Source organism: Candidatus Latescibacter sp. (genome assembly GCA_030692375.1).
GTDB lineage: Bacteria > Latescibacterota > Latescibacteria > Latescibacterales > Latescibacteraceae > JAUYCD01.
Map to the genome: position 1 here is coordinate 1 of JAUYCD010000062.1, position 14177 is coordinate 14177.

The following is a 14177-nucleotide window of genomic DNA, read 5'->3' on the forward strand; positions in this document are numbered from 1 at the left end:
TTGCAAAAGTCGAGATTGTTGGAAGCAGCCCCCTTCAATCCACCCCGCACGTACTTCGTACGAGCGGGGACCCCGTGTCCTTTGGACATCCTTCCCCCGGAGGGGGCAGGACACGGCTTCATCGTGCCTGCGAAGCAGCAACGACTGTGGAACAACGCCTTCCCTTGCCCCCTTCTGGGGAAAGGGACCGAGGGATAGGGGGCTGTAGTGTACAACTTACCTTTTTTTTACGTATAAAAAAACGACTTTAACAAAAGACTTCTATATTTTACGAACTTTTCAAAAGATTATCCTTTTCTTCTTCTCCCTTTATCTTTTATCTTTGTACCTTTATTCTGTCTTCTGAATTCTGTCATTTTAAAGGGAGCAGTATCGAAGTGAAAACGTACAAAAACTATCCCGATCCGGCCGGGTATTTCGAGCTCTACGGTGGCCGTTTTGTACCGGAGACGCTCATGCCGGTTCTTGTAGAGATGGAACAGGCCTACCTCGCCGCGAAAAACGACGCCGCTTTCAAGGCGGAACTGAGCGCCCTGCTTCGCGATTATGTGGGAAGACCGACCCCTCTCACCTTTGCGAAACGCCTGACCGGGCGCCTGGGTGGAGCGAAAATATACCTTAAACGAGAGGACCTTACCCATACCGGGGCGCATAAGATCAACAACGCCATCGGTCAGGCTCTGCTGGCGCGGAATATGGGGAAAACACGGATAATTGCGGAAACCGGCGCCGGCCAGCATGGAGTCGCCACTGCCACTTCTGCGGCCCTGTTCGGCCTCGCCTGCGAGATTTTCATGGGATCCGAGGATATGCGCCGTCAATCACTGAACGTGTTCCGCATGAAGCTTCTCGGCGCAAAGGTCACCGAAGTTAACGCCGGCTCACGGACGCTGAAAGATGCCATCAACGAGGCAATGCGGAACTGGGCGCTCACCTGCCGCGATACTTTCTACGTATTCGGAACCGTGCTGGGGCCGCATCCGTTTCCCATGATGGTCCGTGATTTCCAGAGCGTGATCGGCCGTGAGGCGCGGGCGCAGATCCTGGAAAAGGAGGGGAAGCTCCCCGACCTGCTCATCGCCTGTGTGGGCGGCGGCTCCAACGCCATGGGGCTTTTCAATGAGTTTCTCGATGACCCTCAGGTGCGGATGATCGGGGTGGAAGCCGGCGGCCGCGGCAAGGGATACGGCGAACATGCGGCGCGGTTTCTGACCGGAAGGCCCGGCGTGCTGCACGGCACTTATTCCTGGGTTCTCCAGGATGAAAACGGCCAGATCAGTCCGACACATTCGGTATCGGCGGGGCTGGATTATCCGTCGGTGGGGCCGGAGCACTCCATGCTCCGCGCTCTCAACCGGGCGGAATACACCTATGCCACCGATGAAGAGTGTCTTGGAGCATTCCGATTACTCTCCGAGACGGAAGGAATAATCCCTGCCCTGGAAAGCGCCCATGCAGTTGCTCATGCCCTCAAAGAAGCGCCGGGAATGAGTTCGGAGCAGGTGATCATTATTAATCTCAGCGGCCGCGGCGACAAGGATGTCAATACCGCCATAGAAAACATCAGGTTCTGATATAAAGGTTTCTTCCATGAACAGGCTGGAAAAAAAATTTGCAGAGTTAAAAAGGCTTGAACACAAAGCTTTTATTGCCTACATTACCGCCGGCGACCCATCCCTCGATTCCACCGTGAGGCTGGTGAGGGAATTCGAGAAGCAGGGAGTGGATTGTGTCGAGTTGGGAGTTCCGTTTTCCGATCCGATCGCCGATGGCCCGGTCAACCAGGAAGCCGCCATGCGCGCGCTCCGAAATCCCATAGGGGTAAGGCAGATTCTCGATGCAGTGAGAGAAATTCGCCGGGATTCGGAAATACCGATCATATTCTTTGCCTATTACAATTCCATCCTCTCTTACGGCCTGGAACGGTTTGTCCGGGATGCTTGCGAGAGCGGTCTGGACGGGGCGCTCCTGCTTGATCTGCCTCCCGAAGAAGCCGGTGAATACAAGCGTCTCATGGATACAAAAGGTCTCTCGACCATATTTCTCGTTTCTCCGGTAACGCCGGATGACCGTCTGAAACTGATCACCGCTTATGCCACCGGATTCATTTACTATGTTTCCCAGATGGGAGTGACCGGGGAGCGGGACCGGATCGGTGAAAGCATCCCTGCCATGGTAGAAAGAATTCGTAAACTGACCTCTACGCCTGTGGCGGTTGGATTCGGAATATCACGGCCGGAACATGTAGCGGAGATTGCCCGGTATGCCGACGGGGTCATTGTGGGCAGCTCCATCGTACGGCGCATAGGGGAGAATGGAGAAAAACCCGGATTCGAAAAAGAGATAGGGTGTTTTGTCGGCACTCTGGCGAGACCTTTGAAAGAAAAAGTATAAGGATTTTCTCTATGGAGTAAATGAGAGAAAATGAGTGCTCCTGTGTCTTTTAAGATCCCCCCTGCCCCCCTTATTAAGGGGGGAATTTAGGGAGAGGGTTCTGTCAAAACATAATAAATGTTTACATAGTACCAGGAACAATTTTCTTTTTCCCCCCTTAATAAGGGGGGTAGGGGGGATTAACCTTTCGGATGATCACCTTAGCTTACTTAACGGCATACCCGTTAAAGTATTATCCTGTTAATCTTGTAAATCCTGTCAAAATAAAGGCCTCAGAATTATTTTAAAAATTCGAATACAAATGCTGCGCATATTTTTTTATAGAGGAGTTTTATAATGGATGAAATCGAAGGCTGGCGTAAACGAATAGATGAGATCGATACCCAGCTCATGGAACTGCTGAATGAACGCGCCAAATGCGCTATGGCCATAGGAAAAATAAAGATGGCAAAGGGCCTGAAACTCTACAGCCCCGAACGTGAGAAGGCGGTGCTCGAGCATATCAAGGAACAGAACAAAGGGCCCCTGGAGAATTCCGCGGTGGAGCGGATATTCGAGCATATTATCGAGGAAAGCAGGAGGATTGAAATAATAGCCGTCTGAAAAAACCTTCTTTTTCCCCTTGCTTTTTGCCGTCATCCCATGTAAATTTTCAAACCTTTTCACCATTCAAACCTGTACCATTAATCAAGGAGTAATCATGCCTCACGTTATATCCGATGAGTGCATCGCGTGCGGCACCTGCTCCGGCACCTGCCCTAACGAGGCGATTTCCGAGGGTGACGGGAAATTTGCCATTAACGCCGATGTCTGTAGCGACTGCGGAACCTGTGTGGATGATTGCCCGGTAAGCGCAATTTCCGCTCAGTAAGGTTTTCTGAATAGCTTCTCATCACTTCTTTAAGAAGACGGATGACTTCACGCGAACGAGTAAAAGCCGCTCTGAATCATCGGCAGCCTGACCGTGTCCCGGTGGATTTCGGTTCCACTATCGTGACCGGAATGCATGTCAGCATGGTTTCCCGCCTGCGAAAAGCTTTCGGATTGGGAGGCGCCGAGGATCGGGTCAAGGTTATCGAGCCTTTTCAGATGCTCGGTGAAATAGACGATGCGCTTCGGGAAAAACTGCGCGTTGACTTTGCGCCGCTCTTTCACCGGAAAACAGTGTTCGGTTTCGAGAACAAGGATTGGAAGGAATGGGAGCTTTTCGACGGCGCCAGGGTTCTTGTTCCGGGGCTTTTCAATACTGATACGGATGAAAACGGCGATATTCTCCTGTACCCGGAAGGCGACCGTACTGCACCTCCCAGCGCCCGCATGCCACGGGACGGGATGTATTTTGATTCAATCCTGCGCCAGGAGCGCCTGGATGACAGTTCTCTCGATCCCCTCGACAATGTCCAGGAATACGGTCTGATTTCCCAGGAGGAGATCGAGAGTCTGGGAAGGGAGTCCGAACGGCTCTATACCCGGACAGATTATGCGCTGGTATACAGTTTACCGGGGACATCATTGGGAGATATCAGCGATATTCCCGGTCCCGGTTTGAAACACCCCAAAGGCATTCGCGGTGAGGAAGAATGGTATGTCTCTACCATTACCCGGCGTGATTATGTGTACGATGCGCTGAATCTTCAGTGCGAGATCGGCCTGGAGAATCTTGCCCGGGTCAGAGACGCACTGGGAGACCGTATCGAGGTGATCAAAGTGAGCGGGGCTGATTTCGGTTCCCAGAGAGGGCCGCTGTATTCCCCCGATCTCTACCGCGACCTCTTTAAACCTTTCCATGCCAGGATATGCCACTGGGTTCACCGCCATACTCCCTGGAAAGTGTTCATACATACCTGCGGGGGAATTCGACCGCTTCTTCCCGATATCCTCGATGCCGGCTTCGATATCCTGAATCCCGTTCAAACATCGGCGGAAGGGATGGAGGCAGGGCAGTTGAAACACGATTTCGGAGACCGGATCGTATTCTGGGGAGGAGGTGTGGACACCCAGAAAACACTTCCCTTCGGAACTCCGGAAGAGGTATACGGCGAAGTCAGGCGGAATATTCAAGTTTTCAACCGGGGCGGCGGGTATGTTTTCAATGCGATCCATAACATTCAGCCGGGAACTCCGCTGGAGAATATCACGGCGATGCTGGAAGCGGTAAGAGATTCCGCATTTCTCTATGCAAACTTTATAATTGACAGGGGTTCTTATGATCAAGATATTTAAACTTTTATCTTTGGATCGTATCAAAATTCTTAAGACCGGGCCGAAAAGTGAAACTCTTCATGAGCTTTGCAGGGTGATTTCAACCTCCGATGCGATCAAAGACCCTGGGGAACTGGGAATGGCTGTCTTCGAGCGTGAAAAGATCATGAGCACCAGCATCGGGTTGGGAATAGCCATACCGCATGTACGGTTGAAGAGCGTCACCGAGATGACCATGGCGGTGGGGGTGATCAAAGAGGGCATCGATTATGAAGCGTTCGATGATATGCCGGTGCATATCATCATCATGATCGCTGCGCCGGAAGGCTCACACCGTGAATACCTGAGTGTCCTTGCCCGGATAGCGCTGCTGTTAAAGAATTCCACCATTCGGAACAATATTTTGAAAGCCGAGAGCGCAGAAGAAATTTACGAACTATTGAAAGGTCACTGAAAAAAGTGAGCGAAAAAGTGGTTTTCTTATCATTTAGACCCTGGAATGAGTTCAGGGTGGCCGCGTCATGATAAAAGAAAAAGGTGTGGGTATGTTCAATAATCTGAAAAAAGAAGCGATAATCATCACCAATGAACGCATGGATAAAGAAGAAGTGCTGAACCGAATCATCATGACCGCCTGTAAGGCTTTTTCTATAAACGAGTGCGATTCCATCCTTTCCGCCATAATAGACCGTGAGAGCAAACTCTCCACCGGTATCGGTCTGGGTATCGCAGTGCCGCATTGCCGCAGCGACAAGGTGCAGCAAATCGCTATTGCGGTAATGCTCCTCAAGGAAGGTATTGAATACAATTCGGTGGATGGTCAGCCGGTCAGGCTCATCTTTCTCATCATCTCGCCGCTTCATGATGTCCAGGGCCATATTGCAGCGCTTTCCACAATTTCTCACGCTGTTTCCGACGAGGAGGCGAGATTGCGGCTGCTGAACTCGAAGAATGATGAAGAACTCTATAAAAACCTTACAGAAATTCGCTCGTGGGAGTGATAGTGGATTAGAAAATCTGAAGGATGAATTTACGGGTAGATCCTGAAACGAGTTCAGGATGACGTCATGCCGAACTTGTTGCCGCTTTGCGGGAACGATAAAACCGTTGCCGTTTCACGGGAACGATGAAACCGTTGCCGCTTTGCGGGAACGATAAAACCGTTGCCGCTTTGCGGGAACGATAAAACCGTTTCGGCATCCATTCAATTCATTTGACCAGCCTGATTATCTTCCTGAATTCTTCACCCTCTCCAATTCCCAGCAGTTCGAACAAGGCTGTTTCCACACTTGTCCTGTGGCCCCCGGCGCGGATAATTTTTTTCAGGCCGATGCGCTTATTCTGCAAGGTGCGTGAAGAGACGGCGTCTTCCGGAATATGGGTCTCTATCCCCATGGTCAGAAGGTCCATTGCGGTCTGGTAAATGCAGACATGGGTCTCGATCCCTGCCAGGATGACCTGGGATCGATTGAAGTCCTCGAAAGCTTTGAGAATGAAAGGGTCGCGGAGCGAGGAAAAGGTTTTTTTAGGGATGGGTACAAGGCCCTCGAGGTGTGCTGCAACCTCCTGGACAGTAGGGCCAAGTCCCTGCGGATACTGTTCTACCCAGAGAATGGGCAGGCCCAGAACTTTCGCTCCCTCGATCAATATCCCGACCGAGCGGTAGAGTTCATCACGTTCAAACATCAGGCTGGCCAGCCTCCCCTGGATATCGGTTACGATGAGCATGGATGTATTTCGGGCGAGCATGATATTCGACTCCCTTGTATTGATACTGTTTCTGTCTCAACTGATGATGAGGCATTCAGGCCGTAGGTTCACCGGTCGGTGATTCAGGCGGTTCCGGTTTGTTCGATTTTCGAGTATATTTATGCTTCATCTGTTCGGCTTTTTCAAATACGCCCGGATATTTCAGGCGGAACCGGGCAAGAAGCTGCCGAATTCTTTTACTCTCCGGCGCCAGAACGAGGAGGCCGATTATGATGAAAAGTATTCCCTGAAGGATCGGAAAGAAAAGACCGATCACACCTAAGATCAGACAAAAAATGCCGATAACAATTCTGAAAAAACGTTTCATGGGGAATTGATTCCTGTAATAGATGCCGAAACTAGTTCGGCATGACAGGGGTACTCGTCATCCTGAACTTGTTTCAGGATCTAATAACTCTTCCATGCGCAATTGGTTATGTCGTCACTTAAAAAATTCGTGATGTTAAGAAATAATCTATATAATATAATCTCTTTTTTCGGGGGAAATGAACGTCTAATTGAATTTTATTTTTAGGAGAAAAAGTATTTTGATAATATTATATCCTTTTGGGACAGAACTCAGAACTTGAAAAGAATTTTGGAATCCCGGAAGGTTTTTAAGAGTTATACCACATAAGACAGGTGTTTGAAAAAGGTATAAGGAGCAGTATGGAGTTGGTATGGGAATGAAACAGTCAAAAGTGGCGGTTCTGAAAACCACGCCGGAAACGGTGTTGGAGGATTACTTCCGTCTCTGCAAGCTGGCAGGCCTCGAGGAGGCTTTGGACCGGTCGGCGTCGACCATTATCAAAGACAACATCAGCTGGCACCTGCTCTTTCCCTCATCCAACACAACGCCCTGGCAGCTTGAGGGAACCATCCTTGCTCTCAAAAGGATGGGATTCTCCGATCTGGTAAATGTTCACAATAAAACAGTGGTTACCATCGCAGACCTGGGGGACCGATACAACCGGTTCGGTCCGATCCTTAAAAAATACGGTATCCCGGTTAAATACAATTTCAAATCTGAAGATATGAAATGGGTGCGGTACAATCCCAAAGCGAAAATGCTGGTTCTCGACAAGATATTTCCCGAGGGAATCCATATCCCGGATTTCTTTATGGGCAAGAATATTGTCCATCTGCCGACAGTAAAAACTCACTCCTACACGGTGACCACCGGCGCCATGAAAAACGCATTCGGCGGACTCCTCAATGTTCACCGTCACTATACGCATACCTGGATTCATGACACCCTTGTTGATCTTTTAGCCATCCAAAAAGAAATCCACACAGGCATTTTTTGCACCATGGACGGCACCACCGCAGGCAGCGGACCGGGCCCCCGTACCCTGACTCCGTACGGTAAAAATGTGATCCTTGCTTCGTCCGACCAGGTGGCCATCGATGCTGTATCCGCGCAGATGATGGGATTCAATCCCCTGAAAATCCGCTATATTGCACGGGCGTCAGAGCGTGGCCTGGGGCAGGGTGATCCACGGAATATCGAGATAGTAGGCATGCCGGAGGCGGCGGACGAGCGCTGGAATTTCAAAGTGGGGGTCAATCTCGGCACCGGAACCGGAATGCTTTTATGGCGGTCGCCTCTCAGGGTATTTCAGAAACTGCTGTTCCACACCCCCCTTGTGAATATCTTCATTTTTGCGAGCGAGTACTATCATGACCATTTCTGGTATCCGCTCCGGGGAAAAGCCATTGTGGAAAACTGGCTCCGGGAAAATCCCTGGGGCCGGTTGTTTCAACAGTACCCTGAGTAGGCGGGTGTGAATACCAATTGTTTTTTGCAGAGGAATAATGTATTATAAACAGTTACAAAAGGATTTATAGGCAATTTTATACGAAGTACCTACTGAGCAAGGAAGTAGTAAAATAGATCCTGAAACGAGTTCAGGATGACGTCATGCCGAACTTGTTGCCGCTTCGCGGGAACGATAAAACCGTTTCGGCATCTATTACAATTCATGACGTCATGCCGAATGGGTTCCCTGCTTTTGTATAAAAAAAGTAGGGCATCGGCATCTATTCCATAATTTTGCACATTAAAATCTGTCGTTGTGAACAACATAACCCCGATAACCTAAAGGTGGAAGCATGAAGAGATTTACTGTATGTATAGGTATTGCAGCAGCGGGGCTGATCGTCTCCGGCGCCCCGTCTTCAGCTCTTGAATATTCCGGCAGGATTATTAATGATATCGGAAGGCCGGCCGCCAACGCCAGGATTTCTCTTGAAAAGGTTTCCGAGCCGGGAAAAGCGGTAAGTGTAGTAACCGACACTACAGGAACATTCTCTTTCGTCGTGAGCGAAGCAACTAAACCGAGGCAGCCGATTCCGTTCAACCTGTATGGGAATTATCCCAATCCGTTCAATCCTCAGACCCGTATATCCTACAGCATCGACCAGTCTTCCGAGGTGGCTGTCACGATATATAATGTGCTGGGGCAGCTCGTCCGTACTCTGAAAGAAGGCCAGCGCGCCCCCGGATTTTACACGGTGGCCTGGGACGGCAGGAATGATGGGGGTGCAGGGTGCTCGGCAGGGGTATACCTCTATCGGATCGCTGCCGGAAACCGTTCTATTTCGTCCAAAATGCTCATGGTTGATTCTGCTACCGGGTCCTGGATAAAAAACAGCGCCGTTCCTCTCGCATCATACAAGGGAAACGAGGATACCTTATACTTGGTCACAGTGACCAATCCGGATGCTGAAACCCTGGTTGTCGGGCCTATTACCGTATCGAATTCCCAGGGTAATGTGCTCACCATCAATCGCATCATGGACAAAATGCAGCTTATTTCCCATAACACTTACATGCGCGGCTCGGAATGGTATCATTATGCCAAGCCGATTCACAAGGTGGTTATCACTCACGATTACATGATGGATAGATACGAGGTAACCGCCGGCCTGTTCAGCCGTGTAATGAACCATGCTCTCCAGAGGGGGGTGATCATGGTGGATACCCTTACGGTAAAAAACACCATCGGCAAGAAGCAGTCCCTCGTTCGTTTCGGTTCACCTGAACAACCGACCAATATTTGCATTGAATATAAGGACGGCGCAATTGTTCCAAAGAAAGGTCTGGAGAAATATCCCATTACCAATGTAAGCTGGTATGGCGCGATGTTTTTCTGTTTTGAACGCAGTCTGATCGAGGGTTTTCCGCAGGCTATCGACCTCGATACCTGGACCTGCGATTTCAAATCCGCCGGGTACCGGCTTCCTACTGACGCCGAATGGGAACTCGCCGCCGCCTGGACCGACCGTCGCGAGTATGCGTTCGGTCCCGATCCCGGCGAATACCGTCCCATGAATACCCAGCTTAATGCGGATGGATTCGAAGACTGTCTCTCCCCGGTGGGATGGTTTTCTCCGCAGGGAGATTCGCATGACGGTCTCAGCGATATGAGCGGCAATGTCTATGAATGGACAACGGACTGGATGGAATACTATCACGAGTCCTGGGCCGATTCCACACTGGTCGATCCGATAGGGCCACTGAAGAGCACAGAGCTCAAAACCTGCCGCGGCGGATCGGCGTACGGCTGTTTCCGCGCCGGAAGGACCGGCGATAAAGCGAATGTTTGGCCATACTATTTGACCAGTGAGATCGGATTCAGATCGATCCGCGTAGTCAAAAAGTGATGGATTCTGTGTTCTGAAGGCTTTTTTTACTTTTTGAGCGACAGGGAATATATGCTTTCCTCCTTAACGGGTATGGAAGTTGGGGTGTTCAACACCAGAAAAATATTTTTTCTCCTGCTTTTTCTGGAGCTTGTTTTACTCGGTATAATCCTTTTCGGCGATTACCAGAAGTTTGCACTGTATGCGGGCATTCTCTGCGCCCCCATTTTAATATTCCTGGATCCGACCATTGGCCTGGCGCTCATGGTTATTACCACAAGCCTTGATATTATCGGCTATATCACCAGTGGAACCGAGGGATTTAAATATTTAAACATTACCTATTTCCACTTTGCCTTGACGCTTACCTTTTTGAGCACAATATCCAGTGTCCTGAAGCGTCAAAAAATGCATATTCCTTCAGCCAATATCTGGCCTCCTCTTCTTGCTTTTCTGTTTCTTTATTCGATCTCTCTGATCTGGACACCCGATATCAAGGAAGCTTCTATCTTTATTTTACGGATTATCGTCCTCAGCCTGACCGTCCTCATGATCTTGATGAATATTGACCGGATATGGAAATTTAGTTTTTTTGTGGGGATACTCATCGCGGTGCCGCTGGTTGTAGCGATCATTACCCTCTATCAGTTCTTTTCTGAAGGTAGTATTTTCGCACCGATCGTGATGAAGATGGCGAATGCACTCGGGCTTCCCGTTTACCGTTCCACCGGAACCTTTTCCAACCCGAACACTTTGGCCTGTTTTCTCATGGCGGGAGCCACTCTTGCATTCGGCTTGCTTTTCGCTAAAGGAATACCCTCTATCTTCCGGGTGGCGCTCCTCGCCACGTTTATAACAATAATTCTGGGACTGATTTCTTCATTTTCACGGGGGGGGTGGGTTTCTACCATGGGTGCGATATGCCTGGTAGTGGTGTTTCATAAAAAATGGTCCTATTTCGGATATTTTGCCATTTTTTTGATATTTTGTCTTTTTATTATATCCATAAAAACGCCTCAAATGTATGCAGTGGTTTTCGACCGCATCGGAACAATTGTAAACGCCGGGGAAGATGCCTCATCCTCTGCCAGAATATCGCTGATAAAATCCAGTATCGCCATGTGGCTCGATCACCCCATCTTAGGGGTAGGTTTGCGAGGATTCCCTGTTGAATTTTCCACTTACATCGATCCCGGCATGCCTCGTATTCTCAGGGAGATCAATGAGGCGCATACCATTCAATTCGAGATTCTGGCGGAAACCGGTATTATCGGATTGACCATCTCCACCTGGCTTATGATGACCGTGCTGTTCCATGGCCTTCGTACGATGAGGAGCCTCAAAAACCAGACCCTCCGCTGCCTGCAAATAGGATTTTTGGCTCTCTTTATAGGGTATATAATCAATTTTACCTTTGCCACAGATCTGCTCAATAATATCTTCTGGATGGTTATTGGAATGATATATACCATACCTCTGCTTGACAATAAAATTTCATTACGACAAGTTTCTTTTGAATCGCCCCAAACAACTCCCGGATGAAAAAAAACATAATGCTTGTTGAATTATTGCTCCGGTAATAAAATATACGAACTCATCGTTGTAAATAAATCCCGAAACACATTCGGCATGGCGTAGTCCAAATGAAGAAAAAAATTCTACTGATACAGCCTCCGTTTTACCGACTGTTCAAGAGCACCTATTCGCTGGATCGATACCCACTCTCTCTTGGGTATATCGGAGGAACAATCAAGAGGGACACTTCATGGGATGTGACAGCATGGAACACCGATTTCAGTAAAAAGAGCGAGCGTGTGCATCTCAGCTATTTCGGTGGGATTGGCCATAAGCACTACCTGGAAAGTCTCACGGATGCAACGGTGGAAATCTGGAGTGATATTCAAACATATCTGGAAAAGCATCGCCCTTCGGTGGTGGGTATCACCTCTAAATCGCAGAATTTCAGATCAGTGACGATGATAGCGAAAATCGCCAAGGAGGTTGATCGGCGCACGATTATCATCGTGGGTGGTCCCCATCCAAGTATTGTCGGAAAGGATACATTGAACTGCCCCGATATAGATATTGCGGTCAAAGGGGAAGGAGAGCGTACTATTATCGAACTGCTTGACGCCTTCGATAACGATCGAGATATCGGCGCAATAAAAGGCATAGTCTACCGAAAAGACGGACAAGCAGTGGAGAATCACCCCCGCGAGCTCATTGAAGACATTGATTCACTCTGCTTTCCACACGAATACGCACCGGAAATTCTGAAGGATTTCAGGGATTACCCTTTGGGGTGCTTCCAGAACATTTTCGCAGTGCGAGGCTGTCCCCACAACTGCTCATTCTGCGGCTCACGATGGATATGGACACGAAAACCGAGATTCCGCTCCCCGGGAAACGTTGTCCGGCAGGTGCAAAGTCTCATGAAAATGGGGCTGCGGCGTGTTGTTTTCGAAGATGATACTTTCGGCGTAACTTCTCAGTATATTCGCAGCCTTTGCACTGCACTCGGCGAACACTGTCCTGGTATTAATTGGAGGTGTGAAATACATGTAAACCTCGTTAATAATGAAAATATTTCTCTCATGAAAAAGGCTGGCTGCAATGAGATATTCCTTGGAGTCGAGTCGGGTAACAATCAAATTTTGAAGGCCATGAAAAAAGGTATCACCATTGAACAGGCCATTTCGGCTGCTGATATCATCCGCAGTCACCATATCCAATTCAGTACGTTCATCATGGCCGGTTATGTGGGAGAAACGAAAGAAACGCTGAATGATACTCTGAATGCCTTGAAAAGGATGAGACCAGATTTCATTATCTTCAGCATCTTTATGCCTTACTTGAATACCGAGGTCTACGAACTCTGTAGGGGAAAGGGATTAATTGATAAGAACTATGATGTGTCACTTCATAACCACCAGTCTCTGGTTAATAATTTCAGCGATATTACACCGAAAGAGACTTACAGTATTCTGATCCGCAATATGGCGAAAAACATAGACCGATATAATTATCTGAATTGGATAAAATTGACCTTCTCCTGGAATTCACTGAGGAAAGTAAAGGAAGTCGGGATTGTGAATGCTCTGAAAAAGGCGTGGAACATCATTCGGGGGAAATAACCCGGTCAGTTTTATCTCAATTAGTTCTGTTATCGCTTCAATTCGAAGATATGAATTCGAAATCTTCGGTGGATCCTCGTCGCTTCTTTATCTACTCGCTCCGTAACCTTTGCGGAGCGAAATCAATACACTGAATTGGAATAATACCTTGCCATCCCCGTCTTGTCCGCTTTGCAAATCAATAGATTCTGATGCCCGCTTTTCGGAAAGAGGGTATCGGGTGTTTTCCTGCCGGGTCTGCGGCCTTTTTTTTATCCATCCCTATCCCTCCGAAAGCGAACAATTTCGTGGCTCAGTCATCGACAATTCTTTCGATGAAATCGAAACCCCCGATTCACGGAGGCATTATCGCACCGAAATCAATTTCTACAACCGATATTTCCCGATTATCGAGCAGGACATAAGGGATGCACGGTCTCTCCTCGATATCGGCTGCGGAACCGGCCGGCTTTTGGAACTTCTTGGCAAATATCCGGATCTCTACCGTACCGGAATCGAATTGAATGCCGACCGTGCGGCTGTAGCAAGAAAAAAATCCGGTTGTGAAATACATCAGAATCCGATAGAAAACTTCTCCAGTGAAAAAAAATTTGACGTGATCACGCTTATTAACGTTTTTTCGCATATTCCCTGGTTCGACCGTCTGTTTCACTCTATCCGTTCGCTGGTATCGGAAAACGGCAAAATTATCATAAAAACGGGAGAATTGGCCAAGGAAACCGTGAAGAGTGACATGTTCGACTGGTCGATCCCCGTGCATGTGCATTTTCTCGGCTTGGGCACTATGGATTTTCTATGCCGCGCTTATGGCTTCACCAAACTCAGGCACGACCGTATCTCCATTGCAGAGGAGCTGTTTTCGCCCGAAACCTGGAAATCCCCCGGTCGCAGCGCCGCGCGGAATATTCTCAAACAAGCCATCGCCAATACTCCGCTGGCCCTGCCTTTTCTGAAGCGGCTCTATACCCGGAAACATGGCGGGCGTATTTACTCTTCCTATATCGTCCTATCCCCCCGGACTTAAAAGATGATCCGGTAAAAAGTATTAAAAAG

Annotated in this window: 14 protein-coding genes; 12 read left to right on the forward strand and 2 right to left on the reverse strand. The window is 48.7% G+C overall.

Annotated features, from left to right (window positions below):
- Nucleotides 1-377 precede the first annotated feature (377 nt).
- The 7 genes from trpB (at nucleotide 378) to Q8O92_03995 (ending at nucleotide 5597) form a co-directional block, all read left to right on the forward strand.
- A complete protein-coding gene (gene trpB, locus Q8O92_03965) occupies nucleotides 378-1574 on the forward strand; it encodes a tryptophan synthase subunit beta (protein MDP2982468.1) in 1197 nt (398 codons plus the stop codon).
- Nucleotides 1575-1590: 16 nt separating this feature from the next.
- Nucleotides 1591-2394, forward strand: a complete 804-nt coding sequence (gene trpA / locus Q8O92_03970; GenBank protein ID MDP2982469.1) for a tryptophan synthase subunit alpha — start codon at nucleotides 1591-1593, stop codon at nucleotides 2392-2394.
- A 336-nt stretch (nucleotides 2395-2730) separates the two neighbouring features.
- Nucleotides 2731-2997 carry a chorismate mutase gene (gene pheA, locus Q8O92_03975; GenBank protein MDP2982470.1) on the forward strand — a complete coding sequence of 89 codons (267 nt, stop codon included), beginning with the start codon at nucleotides 2731-2733 and terminating at the stop codon, nucleotides 2995-2997.
- A 97-nt stretch (nucleotides 2998-3094) separates the two neighbouring features.
- The gene (locus Q8O92_03980; GenBank protein ID MDP2982471.1) at nucleotides 3095-3265 is read left to right on the forward strand and encodes a 4Fe-4S binding protein; all 171 of its coding nucleotides are present in this window, start codon (nucleotides 3095-3097) and stop codon (nucleotides 3263-3265) included.
- A 41-nt stretch (nucleotides 3266-3306) separates the two neighbouring features.
- The gene (locus Q8O92_03985) at nucleotides 3307-4617 is read left to right on the forward strand and encodes a uroporphyrinogen decarboxylase family protein (protein ID MDP2982472.1); all 1311 of its coding nucleotides are present in this window, start codon (nucleotides 3307-3309) and stop codon (nucleotides 4615-4617) included.
- Entirely contained in the window at nucleotides 4601-5050 is a 450-nt protein-coding gene (locus Q8O92_03990; GenBank protein ID MDP2982473.1) for a PTS sugar transporter subunit IIA, read from the forward strand. Before Q8O92_03985 ends, Q8O92_03990 begins: the two co-directional genes overlap by 17 nt.
- A gap of 67 nt (nucleotides 5051-5117) precedes the next feature.
- Nucleotides 5118-5597, forward strand: a complete 480-nt coding sequence (locus Q8O92_03995; GenBank protein ID MDP2982474.1) for a PTS sugar transporter subunit IIA — start codon at nucleotides 5118-5120, stop codon at nucleotides 5595-5597.
- A gap of 208 nt (nucleotides 5598-5805) precedes the next feature.
- Here Q8O92_03995 and Q8O92_04000 read toward each other — a convergent pair whose 3' ends face one another.
- Nucleotides 5806-6345, reverse strand: a complete 540-nt coding sequence (locus Q8O92_04000; GenBank protein MDP2982475.1) for an isochorismatase family protein — start codon at nucleotides 6343-6345, stop codon at nucleotides 5806-5808.
- Between the two features lie 55 nt (nucleotides 6346-6400).
- Complete coding sequence (locus tag Q8O92_04005; GenBank protein ID MDP2982476.1) at nucleotides 6401-6673, reverse strand: PGPGW domain-containing protein; 273 nt, start codon at nucleotides 6671-6673, stop codon at nucleotides 6401-6403.
- Nucleotides 6674-7031: 358 nt separating this feature from the next.
- Between Q8O92_04005 and Q8O92_04010 the strand changes: the two genes are divergently transcribed.
- The 5 genes from Q8O92_04010 (at nucleotide 7032) to Q8O92_04030 (ending at nucleotide 14148) form a co-directional block, all read left to right on the forward strand.
- On the forward strand, nucleotides 7032-8123 hold the full coding sequence (locus Q8O92_04010; GenBank protein ID MDP2982477.1) for a DUF362 domain-containing protein: 1092 nt from the start codon (nucleotides 7032-7034) through the stop codon (nucleotides 8121-8123).
- Between the two features lie 334 nt (nucleotides 8124-8457).
- On the forward strand, nucleotides 8458-10011 hold the full coding sequence (locus Q8O92_04015; protein ID MDP2982478.1) for an SUMF1/EgtB/PvdO family nonheme iron enzyme: 1554 nt from the start codon (nucleotides 8458-8460) through the stop codon (nucleotides 10009-10011).
- 51 nt (nucleotides 10012-10062) lie between these two features.
- Nucleotides 10063-11532, forward strand: a complete 1470-nt coding sequence (locus Q8O92_04020; protein MDP2982479.1) for an O-antigen ligase family protein — start codon at nucleotides 10063-10065, stop codon at nucleotides 11530-11532.
- Nucleotides 11533-11633: 101 nt separating this feature from the next.
- Nucleotides 11634-13124, forward strand: a complete 1491-nt coding sequence (locus tag Q8O92_04025; protein ID MDP2982480.1) for a radical SAM protein — start codon at nucleotides 11634-11636, stop codon at nucleotides 13122-13124.
- Nucleotides 13125-13344: 220 nt separating this feature from the next.
- Nucleotides 13345-14148, forward strand: coding sequence for a class I SAM-dependent methyltransferase (locus tag Q8O92_04030; protein MDP2982481.1), 804 nt, complete (start codon nucleotides 13345-13347; stop codon nucleotides 14146-14148).
- The last annotated feature ends 29 nt before the right edge of the window (nucleotides 14149-14177 follow it).